Consider the following 15,190-nt stretch of genomic DNA (forward strand, 5'->3'; position numbering starts at 1 on the left):
CCCGCGTGTCCGCTTCCTCGCTCCGTCGTCTGACCGCCCTCGCTGGACGCTGGCCGACGAGGATGGCCACACCTATACCTTCGACCACCACCGCCTGGCAGGCCGTGCAACGGTCCGCGTACACACGGGTATTGGCCGCGACACCCGCACCGACCTCTTCCAGGACCGTCGGGCCTACGTGTGTTCCCCGGCTGCAGTGGTGCGGTTACGCGGGTACTGCCATGACCCCGCCCCCTGGAGGAATCACATGTCCGCTGTCACGCAGGCCGCCTTTACCGCCGACACCGTCCGGGCCGCCGCCGCCCGCCTGGCGCCCGGCGAGTGGCCGATCCGGCCGCCCGCTGCCCGCGCCGCGATGGATGCGGCGGTCGCCGCAGCGGCCCCCCAGACCAAGCGCATCTTCATCAGACCCACTGAGTCTGCCCCTGTGTTGCGTCAGGCCGGGTCGAAGCACGCTGACGGCGCCCATTGCGTACCTCACTAGGACTGCGGCGCGCCGAGAATGTAGCGGATTGGCTCAGAAGCCTTTGTTCCAAGGCACGGGCGCGGTCGAGTAGTTGCTGGTGAGGTATGAACTCCGTCTCGAGGGGAGAGACGGGCCCTTGTGCTTCCTCGGTCTGCCGGGCAGATCACGGACGTACTGCGCACGACCCCTCACAAAATGCCGCTCGTGGGCATCGGACTGAGTCAGCAGCTGAAGAAAGAATCGAGACGTGCATATCCGAATCGCTTGTCGCTCAGCGCTCGTCGCCGTTCTGCTCTCCTTCGCGGCCGTTCCGGCGTCCGCGGCCGGCGAGGGGACACGGGCCGACCGCTCCTGTGGCGATCTGCAGTTGACGGGCTCACTGCCCGCACCGCCCGTGGGTATGGCCGTACAGCAGGCGGTCTCGATCGGCGTGGACTGCAGGCCACGGCTCGGTGAGGTGCGGCTGACGCCGCTCGGCCGGGCCGGTGGAACCGCAGCAGGGGCCGGGACCAAAGACACCGAGAGCGGCTGGCATCGGCTCTCCAGCTGGAACGAGATGTACGACTGCTGCCATATCCGCATGACTGCCCTGTACTTAACGTCGCACTGGGCCACCGAAGGCGGTCGCGTCGTGAGCGCGGGCGCCGACGCCACCCAGCAGTGGAATCGTGAGCCGTGGGATGCGGGTTGGTCGCGGAAGTCGGCCACCGAGGGCGTCGACTGCGCCACCGGCTGCCCCGCCTCCCGCAGCGAGGCACACGCGGACTTCACCTACCGCGGCATCTTCGATGCGACCGGAGCCTGGTACGCCAACACCCACCACTCGTACGTCGACCTCAAGGCCGACGGCACCGCCTTCTGCCACTTCGAGGTGAACCTGCGTCACACCTTCATCGGCTGGAACTGGCAGCGCGGCTGCGCCTGACCGGCCCCTACGACAGCCGGAGCGCGCCTCACCCCGCAGCAATCGTCACCTGGGCTTTCGTCCCTCTTCCTGGCTCCCGTAGGACAGGGGTGCCTGCGGCACGCGCACCCCGGCCAGTGTGCCGCAGGGTGGGCGCCATCGCGGAGGCGAGGCTCGCCGGGATGAGCACACGTTCGGCGGCGGCCGCGGCCCGGCCGGCTCCACTGTGGGCAGGCCGGGGGCGGAGCCCCCACACAGCAGGGAGGGCTCGCCTACGGGCGGCCGCACTTGCTGCGTCGCCCGAGTGTCAGCCGCCCCGGTGCACGTCCGGTTACGGCCAGTGGCGCAGCACCAGACGCGGGACGCTGCGGGTGAGCCAGGCGCTGGCCAGGCCGATGACGGCGCCGGCGGCAACGTCGCTGGGATAGTGGGCACCGCTTTGCACCCGCTCCAGCGCCACCAGTCCGGCCGGCAGGGAACACGCAGCGCCGACGGCCGGCCAGGCGGGCGCGACGGCGGCAGTGAAGGCCACGGCGGCGGCGGTGTGTCCGGAGGGGAAGGAGTCGGGCCGGTCGTCGACCTCGTCGTGGGGGAACCACTCCTTCGGCGGCCGGGGCCGGTCGGCCACCTGCTTGCACAGGCCGTTGGAGACCAGCTGCGCGACCACGAGCGCGGCCATGCCGGTGACCGCCGTCCTGCGGCCCCGCCACCCGCCCAGGCACGCCATCGCTGCGGCTGCACCGCACCACAGTTTCGTGCTCTCGGCCGCCTCCTCCACCGCCGACAGCACCTTGCCGACGCCGGGTGGGATACGCGAGGCCGCCTGCTTGGTGAGCAACCGATCAATGTCACGCAATCCCGCCAGAAGCTTCATGGAGAGCGGATATCCCGCGGGTCAACGGCCTACACCCGCAGGTGAGCGCGGGCGTGCCGCAGCCACCGGGCCTCGGAGGTGAAGCCCAACATGGCTTGCATCATCGCCAGCGTCACCAGCTCCGCGTCGCTGAGCCGTAGCGCGATGCCCACGGCCGGCCGCCACGGGGCCCACTGCGGCGATTCCTTCAGCAGATCGTCGGCCTTCACATAGAGTGCGGTGGCGAGGGAGTCCCACTCTGTCTTCACACACTGACGTTGGGCTCCCTTTTTCCAGCCGCGCAGGCGATTCTCCGGAAAAGATCGGCACGCTCCTGCGGACTCAGGCGCCCACGGTCCCGTCGACACCCTCACGCAGAAAGTCTGCGTGCCCGTTGTGACGGCCGTATTCCAGGAGCACGTGCACCATCACCATCCGCAGTGAGACCTCCTGGCCCCATCGTGGCTGATACCCGGCCTGGTCCAGGGATTCAGCCTCCCGCTCGATGCGGCGCGAGTTCTCCACCTCGGCCTCCCAGGCTGTGAACGCCTCGTCCCTGGTCGACGCGCTCGCGTCGTACGCCGCCTGGAAGTCGATCTTGTCGGACCAGACCAGGGGCACGTCGTTGTCCTCGAACACTCGACGGAACCAAGCACGCTCCACCTCCGCCATGTGTCGCACCAAACCGAGCAGCGAAAGCGTGGACGGCGGCATCGACTGCTGTCGCAGCTCCTCGTCGGTAAGCCCTTCGCACTTCATTGCGAGGGTCGCGCGGTGGTAGTCGAGGAAAGCCCGCAGCGTGTCACGTTCGCTTCCAAAACTGGGCGGTCCTATGCGACTGTCGCTGGTCACTGGCCATGCTCCTTATCGGTGCCTGCATGCATGCAGGGCCAGTATCTACTCCCGTCGGCTGTCCCCAGACGAGGACCGTCAACCCGACCTGACCGTCACAGCGGAGGTCACCAGTCACAGGATCAGCAAGGCTGATCGCTCACCCGTAGCCAACCACCCCCTCGATGTGCTGCTGGAGGAGCGGGTCGCTGTCCCCCCGTGCCCACTGGTCGGTGATTGTTTCCAGCCGGACCAGAATCGACGCGCACTCGGCAGGCCAGAGGTCGTCACCGCCGTCATCTGGATGATCGAGGAGTGGCTCCAGAGCGGTGGACACCTCGCTCCACGGGCGCTTGCCGCCGTAGCCCCACAGCTGGGAGAGAACGGCTCCTTCGGCCTCGGTCAGACGCCGCCGGAACGCGGCAAAGCCGCGGTATGGAGGACATGGGGCAGCCTCGGCAACTGAGATGATCTTGCTATTGGCTGGTGGGATCACGGCGTCGGGGCTGTCCTGGATAGCGCCGTTCAGCGGGCTGAGCCCGAGGCAGTTCAGGGGGCGGACGCCGTTCCCAGCCTGGCCGGAACAGTGATCCACACGCTGTTGCACGCCTACCCCGCGATTCGGGACGATCTCATCCCCGGAACGGCTGTCGCCCCGGACTTCACCCACGCCGTCAAGCGCCACCGAATCCGTTAACGCGACGTACGGTCCGCCGCAACAAGCCAAGGAGAAGGCCTCGATCCTTAGGCGCGTAGCCAGTCGATTTCGACACTGTCCGACATCACTTTGTACAGGTCTCAGTGCAGCGTCTGCGACACCACCACCTTGTTCTCCGCGCGCGGCACGGTCAGTACTGCCAGAGCACCACGGCGCTCACGATCAGGCCGAGCGCGCCGACTTGGCCTTCCATCTCGTCCCGGTATGCCATGGCGCCCTTCCTGCCGTGGCAGATGTCCCTGGCGAGCTTATGCCGGGACGCCGGGACGGTGAGCTGCTTGTGCATCTGCCGGTGGCAGGCAAGTGCAGCGTCTTGGTGACGTGGGTGAGGGAGACACGGACGTACGCCGTGGCCTCAGGAGCCGGTCCGCTTCTCGATCCGCTCCAGGGCCTGCCCCAGGTATTGGGCGAAGCGCGGGTGGTTCTCGCTCATCGGGAAGTGGCCGATCTCCTTCATCTCGATGAACTCCGCTCCGCGGATGGCCTCTGCGGTCCGGCGCCCGTCCTCGGGGGTGGTGAGGTAGTCGTACTCGCCGGTCAGCATGATCACGGGACACCGGTCGCCGTCGATGTCGTCCAGCCGGTCCCTCAGATCGTGGTCGACGGAGTAGAAGTACAGGTCGCCCTTGAACGCCTCCGATCCCTGGGTGTAGTAGAACCAGGTGGCCCAGCGGTCCTGCTCCGGGGACTGCGGCGCCATGAGGTCCCACACGCCGCTGGCGCACACCTGGGCGGCATTGGCGTGGGGATGCTGCCACCAGTCGAGGTAGAAGCCGGGTGAGTAGTCCGCGCCCTCGACGGGGATCACCGCTTTGAACCGGTCCGGGTGCCGCAGGGCGAGTTGCAGGGCCACGTTCCCCCCGAACGACGACCCCATGAAGATCGGGGCCTGCAGTTCGAGGGCGTCGCAGAAGGTGACGATGAAGGACGTGAAGTGGTCCGCGGTGAGCCGGTACTCCTCCTTCCACCACTCCTGGTTCGACGGCGGGTCCGATTTGCCGTGCCGGGGGAGGTCATAGGCGATCACCCGGTAGCGGCCGGTGATCTCCTCGTCCTCGAGCAGGCCCCGCCACTGGTGGTTGTGGCAGCCTGCGGTGTGCTGGCACACCAGAGGCGTGCCCTGCCCGTTCTCCAGGTAGAACACCCTGTACTGTGCGTCCTCCACGTCGATGGTGACGTAGTGGCCGGTGACCGGCGAGATCCTGCCGCTGGCCATGGGGAGCTCCTATGTCTCACGAGAGGATGGGGTGGTCCCGGTCTCGTCCGTCGGACCGAGGGGGCCCGTGACGCGCAGCAGCTCCAGCTGCCGGGTCACGCAGCGCAGGTTTTGCATGAGCACGAGCAGGTCGCCCTCCAGCCGCATGCCCCTTCGGAATGTGGCCGCCCAGATGCCGTGGCACATCGGCGGAGGCGTCTGCCGGCAGAAGCCCTGCCACGTCTCCGCGTCCGCGCGGATCGCGAAGTCGTAGGCCGCCAACGGCTCGGGGTCGGTGATCAGTTCCTCCACCTTTCCTTTGTGCATCCGCACGAGGAACTGGTGGGGGTCCATGTCCAGCAGGAAGCTACACGAGTAGTACGTGCCGTGGGCCTGCAGTTCCGGATCGTCGTCGCTCAGCCGGCGGAACTCCTCTGCCGCGTCGGTCGTCGTCGCTGATGTCATGTGCCACCTCGAGACGTGTCGTCGCTGCGGTACGCCGGGGCGTCGTACCGGCACGGTGACCGGCCGGTCGCCGGCCTCCCTCCTTCCAGCCTGGGCATCCTGTCGGCGGCCTGCAATCCGGGTGCGGGGCCCCGGGCAGACCGAACCCTTTGCACCGGTCCTCTTCCTGCTCCGGGTCGAAGACCTCTTCGAAGGCCAACTGTCGCGCTCAGGCACAGCTGGTGTGACTGAGGGCCTCACTTGGCGGATGAGCGACTGGGGTGGCGGGATTCAGCGCTTCAGTTGGCGGGCGCCTAGCTCCGGTCTCGGAATCCTCGGTTTCGTCGCCGACCGCGTAGACGTCGCGCATCTCCAGATGGACCGCCGTGCGGTGGGTGTCGGCGAGCAGCTCAGCGAACGTCGCGGTGTTCAGCGCCTGCGCGTTCAGCGGCATCGCACGCCTCCCTCAGAATCGACACCATGCGGGCCGGAATCCGGATCACCCGCTCGTGCGCGAGGATCCCCGTCTTGTGGCCGGCCACCCACTCGGTGGAGCCGACCAAGTCCTGCAGGAGGTCGTCGGCTTCCTCGCCCTGGAGGACCAGGTCCGCGCTCTCCTCTTCCACCCACACCAGGGGCGATCCCTCGCCTCCGGTGTTCGGGTCGATCCCGACGAACCGCAACGTCATGGCGCTCTCCCCTGCGCCGTGGTTGCGCGTAGTTGCGCGCACGGACCGTCCCGCAGCCAGGAGGGCCGGTCAAGGGGACGTCGGTGAGGCTGACCCACGGGTCGCGGAGCAGGTCAGCCCTCGCAGGTCAGTTCTTGTCGACGGTGACCGGCCGGGCGCCCAGCGCCGTGCGCAGGCGCTCCGCGACGGCCTGGTATCGCTGGACGAAGCAGGGGTCCTTCATCGGGTCCACGGGCAGTTGCCTGTGCCGGTCGGGCCACCGGCCGACCGCGTCCAACCCAGTGGGCGCAGTCCGGCCCGGTCCATGTCCCGGTCTCCACGGGCTGCCGACGGGTACGACTGCCAGTTCCTGGAAGCACACGGCTGTCGCGCTGAAGTTCCAGCTGTTCGCGGCGTGAGGACCACGGCCACGAACTCGTCGTCGCGGCCGGACAGCAGAGCAGCACGCTCGGTCGTCAGCAGAATGCCGAGCGGGTCCGTGACGACCTTCTCCGGGCTGCGGTCGCGAGAACGGCCGGCGCGCTTGCCGCGCCCGCGGCGCCCTGGCCGCCGGGTTCGACCTGATCAGACCCTCGTCGATCGCGTCCTCGAAGATCAGGTGGAGCGTCGAGCGCCAGGTCTTGACGCTGGACGCCGCGTACAGGGCCCTCCTTCCTCTCCCCCGCCTCGACGTCCTTGCGCAGGACGCCGGCGAGCGCGTTGTCACCGAACTCGGGGAGCAGGTGCTCCTCGACATGGCGCGTGTAGTTCTGCATGGTCGACGCGGCCAGATCCTGGGCGGCGTACCAGCGGTTCGCGTACTCGCCGAACGTCTCCTGCCCGAGCGCGAGATCATGACAGTCGCCTCGCCGGTATTTGTTCTCGGCCTCGCTCGCAGCGCGCTGGGCCTCGCCCTAGGTGGCGAACTTGATCGTCTTGCCGATGTCCTGGACGACCGTGAGGTGCTTGCCGGGCGCGATCTTGTACCGACCGCGCCAGTAGTTTCCCCCGCTTCTCCGCGAAGCCCTGTTGCTTCTGCCTGCTTCCGCCGCGGTACGGCTACGCGACGGCCCCGTACTGCTTCCGACGCGGCGGCCGGGCTTGCATGCCTCCCCGCGAGGCCGGCGCCCGAGTCACGCCCGCGCCCGTGTGGACAGCCCCGCGCCCTGTGCAGGCAAAACTCACGGCGCTCAACCCGTTGACGTACATACCGTCCGGTCAGTACGTTCCCCGGAACCCGGGCCCCCGTTACACCGTTCCCTCCGATTCGCCCTGTTCCGCCTGTTCCGTCCCCGCACCCATCGGAGCGTGCACCGCATGGACACCACACCTTCCGCCCAGCCGCTCACCTCCACCACTCCCGCGGTCCCCAACCGCCGCCGGGTCGCCACGGCAGCCGCCCTGGCCTCGGCCGTCGAGTGGTACGACTACTTCGTCTTCGGCATCGCCGCGGCCCTGGTCCTCGGCGATCTGTACTTCCCGGCCGGGAGCCCCACCGCCGGGGTCCTCGCGTCCTTCGCCACCTTCGCCGTCGGCTTCCTCGCCCGTCCGCTCGGCGGCATCGTCGCCGGTCAGCTCGGCGACAAGCGCGGCCGCAAGCCCATGCTGGTGCTCGCGCTCACCCTGATGGGCGTGGCCACCATCGGCATCGGCCTGCTCCCGACGTACGAGACGATCGGGGTCGCCGCCCCGATCCTGCTCGTCCTGCTCCGCATCGTGCAGGGCGTCGCCGTCGGCGCGCAGTGGGGCGGCGCGATGCTGCTGGCCACCGAGTACGCCCCCAGGGCAAGCGCGGCGTCTACGGCAGCGTCGTCCAGCTCGGCGTCCCCATCGGCGTGGTGACCGCCAACAGCGTGTTCCTGCTGGCCGGTGCCTTCACCTCGGACAGCGCGTTCGCCTCCTGGGGCTGGCGCCTGCCCTTCCTGGTCGGGCTGCTCGTGCTCGCCCTCGCCTGGTACATCCACACCCGGGTGGAGGAGACCCCGGAGTTCCGGGAGGCCGAGCGGGCGCTGGCCGAGAAGGAGAAGGGCGAGAAGAACTCACCCCTGCGCACCATCCTGCGCGGTCACCTCGGCACCGTGCTGCTGGCCGGCGGCTCCTTCGCGGTGAACACCGCGACGTTCTACATCATCATCACCGGCGTCCTGGACTACACGACCCGTGAACTGGGCATGGACAAGGGCGCTGTCCTCGCCGTCTCCCTGTGCGTCAGCCTCACCCAGCTGGTGCTGATACCCGCCTCCGCCGCCCTGTCCGACCGGCTCGGCCGGATCAGGATCTACGCGATCGGCGCGATCGGCATCGCGCTGTGGGCCGTGCCCATGTTCCTGCTGATCGACACCGGGTCGCTGCTGTGGCTCGCAGTCAGCACGTTCGTCGCGAGCTGCTTCCTCAGCATCATGTACGGCCCCCAGGCGGCACTGTTCGCCGAGCTGTTCACCCCGGAGATGCGCTACACCGGAGCCTCCCTCGGCTACCAGATCGCCGCTGTCGCCGGCGGCGGGCTGGCACCGTTCGTCATGGTGCTGCTGCTGGAGGCGACGGGCACCTCGATGGCCGTCTCCGGCTACATCCTCGGGCTGTCGCTGATCGCCCTGGTCTCCATCAAGGTCCTCGCGGACCGGGCCCGCTCACACTGAGCCGGGCGTCCGGCTGGGCCGCGGTTCCCCTGCCTCCGTCTGCTCCGGAGCCGGGACCGCGGCCGGCCGGGCCGTCGCCCCCGACCGGGGCCGGGACCGCGACACCCGCCAGCCACAGGGTGCCGCCCACCAGCGTGAGCGGTCCCGGCACCTCGCCGAGCGCGAGCCACGACATGCCGCTATTCACGCGGCCACCGGATTCGTCGTCGAGTCCCCGCTGGACGAGGTCGACCGGCCCCGCGGTGGCACTTCGGCGAGGCTGCGGATCCCGCCGCCGGAAGGTGAGATCGCCGCGCTGTTCGGCGGCCGGCGGTGCCACGACATCATTTGTGAGGTGCTGGGCTGCACACCCGCCGACCTGGTCGTCCCGGAGAAGCGGGGCGACTGTGGGGCCGCTCCGGCAGCGGAGGCGGAGAAGCAGGTCGTCGGTGGCATTCCGATCAGTCACCAGCGGCGCACTGGCCGTTCGGGGCCGCCGCTACGAGCCGGCCTGTTCGACGCTCACGGCCTTGGGCCACCCGCAGCTGCCGGGACTGCCTGGGACGAGGCTGGTTCGACTGCCCCCGCTGCAAGGCATGCTGGGGCTTTGCCGCGAAGGCGACGAGCCAGCACTGCGACAAATGCCAACGCGACATCGCGGCGATCGAAGGCGTCTGCCGGCTCTGCCGCCGCCAGACCGGTCTGATCGCCGGCCCGGACAACAAGGTGCGCGTGCCAATGTCAGCGACGTCAGGGCTCGTCGGCGAGCGCGACCGCCGTACCGTCGGCCGTGAAGCCACGTAGCCGCAGGCGTCGGACGCCGTCGGTAACTCCGGTTATTACGGACGTGGCCCGCGACGGGCCCGTCAACGCAGGCCGGGTCATGGAGCGGGTCAGCCGGCACGCTGGGTTGTCTCTCCAGTCTGAGCGGGTACGGCGGGCAGGGGGACGGTGCAGGAAGCGCAGCGTCGGGCCTGGGCGGGTACAGGGCTGAGGCACTCGGGGCAGTCCCGTTTGGGGGCCTGGACGTCTTGGTGGGGGGCGAGGCGTTCGTGAAGCTTGTTGATCGGGAGCACGACCAGGAAGTACAGGGCGCCGGCGAGAAGGAGGAAGCTGATCGCCGCGTTGACGAAGGCGCCGTAGGGGAACGTGGTGGCGCCTACGGTGAAGGTCTTGCGACTCATGTCGCCGGTGGCGCCAGTGGCCAGCCCGACGAGTGGTGTCAGAAAGGCGCTGACGAAGCCGTTCACCACGGCGGTGAAGGCTGCCCCGATGACGATGCCGACGGCCAAGTCCACCACGTTGCCGCGCAGGATGAAGCTGCGGAAGCCCTTCACCTTCTCACCCCTAAGAGGCTCTTGACGTCGACGGGCGGCACCGGAAGCGCGGTCAGCCCACCCCTTCACCCCGGATGCCCTGCCGCCCCTCACCCATGCCGGCTCCGCCACGCTACGCGGTGTACAAGTTCACCTAGAGGCGTGACAACGGCAGACCAACATGACCTGCTGCGCCGGCCGGTGCGCTGTGACCGCTGGCGAGTACCGGGCCGGCCTGGGCAGAGAGTGTCTGGTGCTGCCTGCCGCCTGGAATCAGGCGCAGGTGTCGGGAGCAGGCGTGAGATCCTCGCGCGTGCGGGGAGCACATCACCCTCGGCATGAGCGCCGGGGTCGCCGGGGTCGCCGGGGTCGCCGGGGTCGCCGGGGTCGCCGGGGTCGCCGGGGTCGCCGGGGTCGCCGGGGTCGCCGGTGGACCATCCCCACGCGTGCGGGGAGCAGACTCGCCTGCGCTGCGGGGCCGACCCGAGCCGCGCGCCTAGTTCTCTGGTCCCCGTGCCGGTGTCCCCTCTGGTTCCCGAAGGATGTGGCATCGGGCAGCAGCGGGTTGCCAGTTCTCCAGCCGGCCCATGTCCACACGTCCACTAGACCTTCACCTGATGCAGTGTCAATTAGTGGCGCTTGTCGCGGTATTGCTCTATACCCCGCTGTTAAGATCATCTGGCTTTCAGTAGGCTGACGCTGCGTCATGCACGTGTCACGGGGGATAGTTTCTGCTCACCGCGAAGGAGTAGCCGTTGGTCCGCGTGTGAGCCCGCGGCGCGGTGTTGGGTCCGCGACTTCGGCCACCGCCGCGCGGTCCTGCATATACCCCCGCGATGCGACTGAAGAGAGTCTGATGACCTCATTGATGAAGGATCCACTACTGTGGATCTTGCTAGGAGTACTGATTGCTGCGGTACTCGCAGTGATGCTCGCCCGGAGAACCAATCTGGCGCTCCGCAAGCAGACCGCCGATCTGCAGGCAACCCAGGGCCGTCTCGAAGCGGAGCGCCAACGGCTTGCCGACGAGTGCGCCACTCTGCGTTCCGAGCACGATCGCGATCTGGCGCAGGTCCGCAGCGACGCCGAAGAGGAAACCAAGGCAGCTCTCCGTACTTGGATGCGTAGCCTGCAGGTCCTGGCTGATGAGCAGCAGGGCGTCATCAGCGATCTGGCCCGAGTCAAGTACGGCAATGACAGCGAGATCCTCGCGGATTTCATGACGATCGACCACACCAACAGCCAGTTCGGCCGGCGAGCTCAGGGCATCGCGGCTCTGTGCGGTGGCTGGCTCGGCCGACGTGACCGCGCAGCCCCTGTCCTTGACGTGGCGCGCAGCGCTCAGGGCCGCATCAAGCTCTTTGACCGGGTGAGGATTCACAGCCAGGTCAACGTCGCCGTTGCCAGCACCGCCGTGGAACCGGTGGCGGTCGTCTTGGCCGAGCTCCTGGACAATGCCACGAACTACTCGGCGCCCGGCACGCCCGTCGAGATCAACATCCAGGCCGTTCCGACCGGTGTGTGCCTGATCGTCGACGATGCCGGTCTGGGTATCAACGCAGAGGAGAGGGAGCGCGCTTCCGCCTTGCTGAACACGCAGGGCTCTGTGTCGATCACCAGCTTGGGCAGCCCGCCGCGCGTCGGCTTCGCTGTCGCAGGTGTGCTCGCTGCCCGGTACGGGTTCAAGGTTTCCGTCGATTCCGTCTCGCCGTACGGCGGCGTCCGCGCGGTCATCCTCCTACCGGAGACTCTCTTGACCCACGATGTCCCCGCACCTGAAGCCGAGACCGGCTCCACCACTGCGAGTGAGGGGTTGCCGCGCAGCGGGCCCGTCACGGCACCGGTGGCCATTGTTGGGACGACGGCTGGCGGTTTGCCCAAGCGCCGCCGTGCGGTCGCCGTGGTACCGCCTGCACCATCGCTGGCAGCCGAGCCGGACCCGGTGCCGGTGCCGGAGCACAGTGACGTGACCACCACCGCGACACGACTCACTGCCTTCGCACGCGGAACCGTCCGCGGGCGGGACACGATCATCACGGAAGGATCTGAAGACCAGTGAAGCCCGACCTGTCCTGGGTGCTGGACGACGTAATCAGCGTCCGTGGTGCCCGGCATGCGATCCTCGTCTCCGCTGACGGCCTGCTCCTGGAGCGCTCCAGCGAGATCCCCCGCGACGAGGCCGAGACCAACGCCGCGGCGATGAGCTCGATGCAGTCCCTCAGCCGCGCCGTCGCCGGGTTCGTGGCAGGCGGTAAGGGCGTCTGGAAGCAGACCCTGCTCGAGTACGACGGCGGCTGGATCTTCCTGATCGCGGCAGGCAGCGGCGCCTACATGGCGGTCTCCGCGGCCTTGGACGTCGACATGGAGGTCATGTCGATCCGCATGCAGCAGCAGGTAGCCGCGCTGGGCCGCGCACTGAGCACCCAACCGCGTCAGAGCACTGGTGCTGAGGCATGAGCGTTCCCGGCGAGGAAGCTGCTCCGGTCTCCAGCGAACTCGTCCGCTCCTACGTCATCACAGGCGGCCGGCGCCTGCCCTCCGCAGACGACCTCTCCTTGCACATGCTCGTCACCTTGGCGCCCGACCGGGAACTGCCGCTGGGTGCCAGCCCAGAAGTACGCGCCATCTGGGAGCTGTGCGCAGGGGGATACCTGGCCGTGGCAGAAGTGGCCGCACACCTGGGCCTACCGGTCGGCGTTGCCCGCCTGCTTCTGACGGATTTAACGGAACAAGGCCATCTGCTGCGCCGCTCCGCGCCGCCACCTGCCAAGTCTGAATCGAGACTCGTCATCGAGAAGGTGCTGCATGGACTCCAAAGCCTCTATGCCTAAGCCGAGCTACGTCTCGGGCTCGGTGACGACAGCCGCAAAGATCCTCGTGGTGGGGCACTTCGCCGTAGGCAAGACCACTTACATCGGCTCGCTCTCCGAGATTCCCCCGCTGCGCACGGAGGAGCGGATGACCCAGGCTTCCGCTCACGTGGACGACCTGGCGGGTGCACCGGACAAGGTGACGACCACGGTCGCCCTGGACTTCGGCCGGCTGACCCTGGGCGACGAAGTCGTGCTGTACCTCTTCGGGACGCCCGGTCAGCAGCGGTTCGTCCAACTTTGGGAGGACATGGCCCGCGGGGCGCTGGGAGCGCTGATCCTGGTGGACCCGGCGCGGCTGGCCGACTCCTTCCCGGTGATCGAGCTGGTCGAGAAGTACGGCCTGGAGTACTCGATCGCGGTCAACTCCTTCACCGATGTCCTGTATGAAGAGGCTGAGATCCGTGAGGCCCTCGACCTGCTGCCCGACACCCCAGTCTCGTACTGCGATGCCCGCGACCGCGCGTCGTCAGCAAGGTCGCTGATCACGCTCGTGAAGCATCTCCTTGTACGGACGGCCTGATCCGCCGCCCGCCCCCTGCTCCTCCACTCGCCCGGACCGCCAAAGACGCCGGGCCCAAAAAGGATCCGATCCCATGGACAGTCAGCAACCAACGGCGCCGGGCGCCCCCGCACGATGCCCGATGCACACAGCGGAGTTTGCCGCCGATCCGCATGCCGCCTACGACAAGATGCGCGCCGAGGGGCCTGCGGCTCCGGTCGAACTAGCCCCCGGGGTGGATGCCACTCTCGTCGTCGATTACCAGACGGCGCGGAGCGTGCTGCAGAACACGACCGATTTCAGCAAGGACGCGCGGCACTGGAAGGCCCTCATGGAGGGCCGCATAGCGCTGGACAGTCCGGTGGTGCCGATGATGGCATTCCGCCCCAACGCCATGTTCACCGACGGGACGGTCCACCTCCGGCTGCGTAAGGCCGTCACGGATAGCCTCGACCGCCTCAACATCGGCCGGATCCGGCGGGACGCCGAGCCCATCGCCGCCTTCCTGATTGATCAGTTCAGTGAACGCGGCCGCGCCGATCTTCTGAACGACTACGCGAAGCTGCTGCCGCTGCTGCTCTTCAACAAGCTTTTCGGCTGCCCGGCCGGTATCGGTGATCGCCTCACCACCTCCATGTCGGCGATGTTCGACGGCAGGGACGCTCTGAAGGCCAGCGAGGACATCACCACCTGCCTCATGGAGCTGATCGCTCTCAAGCGGCGCGAGCCCGGCGACGATGTCACCTCCTGGCTCATCCAGCACCCCGCCGGCCTGAACGACGAGGAGTTGAAGGACCAGCTCGTCATGATGATGGGCGCCGGCGTGGAGCCTGAGCGGAACCTGATCGGCAACGCCCTGCTCCTGCTGTTGTCCGGCTCCTCGAGCCGAGGCGCGGGCATGCTGCCCGAAGAGGCCGTCGACCACGTCCTGTGGAACAACTCGCCCATCGCCAACTACGCCACGCACTACCCCCTGCGTGACGTCGACCTCGGCGGCGTCCGAGTGGAGGCCGGCACACCTCTCATGATCAGCTTCGGGGGCGCCAACTCCGACCCCGCTCTTGGCGCGGCCCGTGAGTCCCTCAGCAAGGGGGCTCACCTCGCTTGGGGCGCCGGGCCGCACGCCTGTCCGGCGAAGTCCCCGGCGACAGTGATCTCCCTGACCGCGATCGAGGCCGTCCTCAACGCGCTGCCCGACCTGGCGCTCGATGTCTCGGCTGAGGAGCTGCAGTGGCGGCCCGGCCCCTTCCACCGGGCCCTGGCGACGCTGCCGGTACGCTTCACGCCGACCCCCGGCACCCGAGTGGCCGCACTTCGTACCCCCGCATCAACCACCCCGCGGCCGCGCACGATCGCCCCGTCCCACATCCCCGTGGCACCCTCACCACACTCTGACCTCAAAAAGGCGCGAAAGGGCTTCTGGAGCACCTTCCTCGACATTTTTCGCGTGTAGAGGTCGGCGGCGACGGGAATCGTTCTCTGCGGCATAGAGCCGAGGAGCGGAGGGTGGGCGGTAGCGGTGCCGTCCGGTTCCGTGGAGGAGCTCCACGCGACCACGGCGGTTGGTAGAGATGGTGCGGCATCATCCCAAAGCGCCGTCGCATCAGTTCCGCCGCGGGCCGAATCACCCGCTCTAGGAGGCATTACGGCACTCCGGTGTCACGGGTGACGTCGTCCCCGCCCCCTAGGGCGGGTGCTTCGTACCGGCTTGGATGCCTGCAGCCAGGTCCTGCGCGGCGGGACCTGGCTCGTGCCCGAGATCAACTTGACGATGTCGACGACCGGTGCCGGCCCGCCGTCAAGGA

13 protein-coding genes and 6 pseudogenes are annotated in these 15,190 nt (G+C 68.3%); 8 read left to right on the forward strand and 11 right to left on the reverse strand.

Going from position 1 to position 15,190, the window contains the following annotated elements; translation table 11 throughout:
* Positions 1-43: 43 nt before the first annotated feature.
* Together E5082_RS33185 and E5082_RS33190 are read left to right on the forward strand one after the other, a co-directional pair.
* Positions 44-181 (forward strand): annotated as a pseudogene (locus E5082_RS33185) (lamin tail domain-containing protein); the annotation flags it as partial.
* 865 nt (positions 182-1,046) lie between these two features.
* Entirely contained in the window at positions 1,047-1,391 is a 345-nt protein-coding gene (locus E5082_RS33190) for a hypothetical protein (protein WP_244321651.1), read from the forward strand.
* Positions 1,392-1,701: 310 nt separating this feature from the next.
* Here E5082_RS33190 and E5082_RS30130 read toward each other — a convergent pair whose 3' ends face one another.
* From E5082_RS30130 to E5082_RS30185, 10 genes and pseudogenes are all read right to left on the reverse strand, one after another.
* Positions 1,702-2,244, reverse strand: a complete 543-nt coding sequence (locus E5082_RS30130) for a phosphatase PAP2 family protein (RefSeq protein WP_135794418.1) — start codon at positions 2,242-2,244, stop codon at positions 1,702-1,704.
* Positions 2,245-2,279: 35 nt separating this feature from the next.
* A pseudogene (locus E5082_RS30135) lies at positions 2,280-2,492 on the reverse strand (IS982 family transposase); the annotation flags it as partial.
* Positions 2,493-2,565: 73 nt separating this feature from the next.
* On the reverse strand, positions 2,566-3,075 hold the full coding sequence (locus E5082_RS30140) for a DinB family protein (RefSeq protein WP_135794419.1): 510 nt from the start codon (positions 3,073-3,075) through the stop codon (positions 2,566-2,568).
* Positions 3,076-3,214: 139 nt separating this feature from the next.
* Complete coding sequence (locus tag E5082_RS33195; RefSeq protein WP_244321662.1) at positions 3,215-3,739, reverse strand: hypothetical protein; 525 nt, start codon at positions 3,737-3,739, stop codon at positions 3,215-3,217.
* A 172-nt stretch (positions 3,740-3,911) separates the two neighbouring features.
* Positions 3,912-4,064: pseudogene (locus E5082_RS30155) on the reverse strand (Tn3 family transposase); the annotation flags it as partial.
* Between the two features lie 63 nt (positions 4,065-4,127).
* Complete coding sequence (locus tag E5082_RS30160; RefSeq protein WP_135794420.1) at positions 4,128-4,988, reverse strand: alpha/beta fold hydrolase; 861 nt, start codon at positions 4,986-4,988, stop codon at positions 4,128-4,130.
* A gap of 9 nt (positions 4,989-4,997) precedes the next feature.
* The gene (locus E5082_RS30165; protein ID WP_135794421.1) at positions 4,998-5,432 is read right to left on the reverse strand and encodes a hypothetical protein; all 435 of its coding nucleotides are present in this window, start codon (positions 5,430-5,432) and stop codon (positions 4,998-5,000) included.
* Between the two features lie 310 nt (positions 5,433-5,742).
* Positions 5,743-5,865 (reverse strand): annotated as a pseudogene (locus E5082_RS33810) (DUF6879 family protein); the annotation flags it as partial.
* Positions 5,822-6,100, reverse strand: a complete 279-nt coding sequence (locus tag E5082_RS30175; protein WP_135794423.1) for a hypothetical protein — start codon at positions 6,098-6,100, stop codon at positions 5,822-5,824. The pseudogene E5082_RS33810 and the gene E5082_RS30175, both read right to left, overlap by 44 nt.
* Before the next feature lie 396 nt (positions 6,101-6,496).
* Positions 6,497-7,105 (reverse strand): annotated as a pseudogene (locus E5082_RS30185) (phage integrase central domain-containing protein); the annotation flags it as partial.
* Positions 7,106-7,396: 291 nt separating this feature from the next.
* Between E5082_RS30185 and E5082_RS30190 the strand changes: the two are divergent.
* Positions 7,397-8,718, forward strand: a pseudogene (locus tag E5082_RS30190) (MFS transporter).
* 872 nt (positions 8,719-9,590) lie between these two features.
* Here E5082_RS30190 and mscL read toward each other — a convergent pair.
* The gene (mscL, locus tag E5082_RS30205) at positions 9,591-10,034 is read right to left on the reverse strand and encodes a large conductance mechanosensitive channel protein MscL (protein ID WP_135794424.1); all 444 of its coding nucleotides are present in this window, start codon (positions 10,032-10,034) and stop codon (positions 9,591-9,593) included.
* Positions 10,035-10,869: 835 nt separating this feature from the next.
* Between mscL and E5082_RS30215 the strand changes: the two genes are divergently transcribed.
* The 5 genes from E5082_RS30215 (at position 10,870) to E5082_RS30235 (ending at position 14,838) form a co-directional block, all read left to right on the forward strand.
* The gene (locus E5082_RS30215) at positions 10,870-12,072 is read left to right on the forward strand and encodes an ATP-binding protein (RefSeq protein WP_135794426.1); all 1,203 of its coding nucleotides are present in this window, start codon (positions 10,870-10,872) and stop codon (positions 12,070-12,072) included.
* Complete coding sequence (locus E5082_RS30220; RefSeq protein WP_086694231.1) at positions 12,069-12,470, forward strand: roadblock/LC7 domain-containing protein; 402 nt, start codon at positions 12,069-12,071, stop codon at positions 12,468-12,470. The genes E5082_RS30215 and E5082_RS30220 overlap by 4 nt, the downstream gene beginning before the upstream one ends.
* Positions 12,467-12,844: a DUF742 domain-containing protein gene (locus tag E5082_RS30225; protein ID WP_135794427.1), complete on the forward strand. Its 378-nt coding sequence runs from the start codon at positions 12,467-12,469 to the stop codon at positions 12,842-12,844. The genes E5082_RS30220 and E5082_RS30225 overlap by 4 nt, the downstream gene beginning before the upstream one ends.
* Positions 12,819-13,406: a GTP-binding protein gene (locus E5082_RS30230; RefSeq protein WP_135794428.1), complete on the forward strand. Its 588-nt coding sequence runs from the start codon at positions 12,819-12,821 to the stop codon at positions 13,404-13,406. Before E5082_RS30225 ends, E5082_RS30230 begins: the two co-directional genes overlap by 26 nt.
* A gap of 121 nt (positions 13,407-13,527) precedes the next feature.
* Positions 13,528-14,838 (forward strand): cytochrome P450 family protein, encoded by a 1,311-nt coding sequence (locus tag E5082_RS30235; protein WP_135794429.1) that lies wholly within the window; start codon positions 13,528-13,530, stop codon positions 14,836-14,838.
* The last annotated feature ends 352 nt before the right edge of the window (positions 14,839-15,190 follow it).

Source organism: Streptomyces griseoluteus, assembly GCF_004784465.1.
GTDB classification, from domain to species: domain Bacteria; phylum Actinomycetota; class Actinomycetes; order Streptomycetales; family Streptomycetaceae; genus Streptomyces; species Streptomyces griseoluteus.

What these genes read in the sequence shown, in the direction of transcription:
- E5082_RS33190 (WP_244321651.1), top strand. Translation starts at nt 1,047, where the DNA reads ATGACTGCCCTGTACTTAACGTCGCACTGGGCCACCGAAGGCGGTCGC.
- E5082_RS30130 (WP_135794418.1), bottom strand. Translation starts at nt 2,244, where the DNA reads ATGAAGCTTCTGGCGGGATTGCGTGACATTGATCGGTTGCTCACCAAG.
- E5082_RS30160 (WP_135794420.1), bottom strand. Translation starts at nt 4,988, where the DNA reads ATGGCCAGCGGCAGGATCTCGCCGGTCACCGGCCACTACGTCACCATC.
- E5082_RS30165 (WP_135794421.1), bottom strand. Translation starts at nt 5,432, where the DNA reads ATGACATCAGCGACGACGACCGACGCGGCAGAGGAGTTCCGCCGGCTG.
- E5082_RS30175 (WP_135794423.1), bottom strand. Translation starts at nt 6,100, where the DNA reads ATGACGTTGCGGTTCGTCGGGATCGACCCGAACACCGGAGGCGAGGGA.
- E5082_RS30215 (WP_135794426.1), top strand. Translation starts at nt 10,870, where the DNA reads ATGACCTCATTGATGAAGGATCCACTACTGTGGATCTTGCTAGGAGTA.
- E5082_RS30225 (WP_135794427.1), top strand. Translation starts at nt 12,467, where the DNA reads ATGAGCGTTCCCGGCGAGGAAGCTGCTCCGGTCTCCAGCGAACTCGTC.
- E5082_RS30230 (WP_135794428.1), top strand. Translation starts at nt 12,819, where the DNA reads ATGGACTCCAAAGCCTCTATGCCTAAGCCGAGCTACGTCTCGGGCTCG.
- E5082_RS30235 (WP_135794429.1), top strand. Translation starts at nt 13,528, where the DNA reads ATGCACACAGCGGAGTTTGCCGCCGATCCGCATGCCGCCTACGACAAG.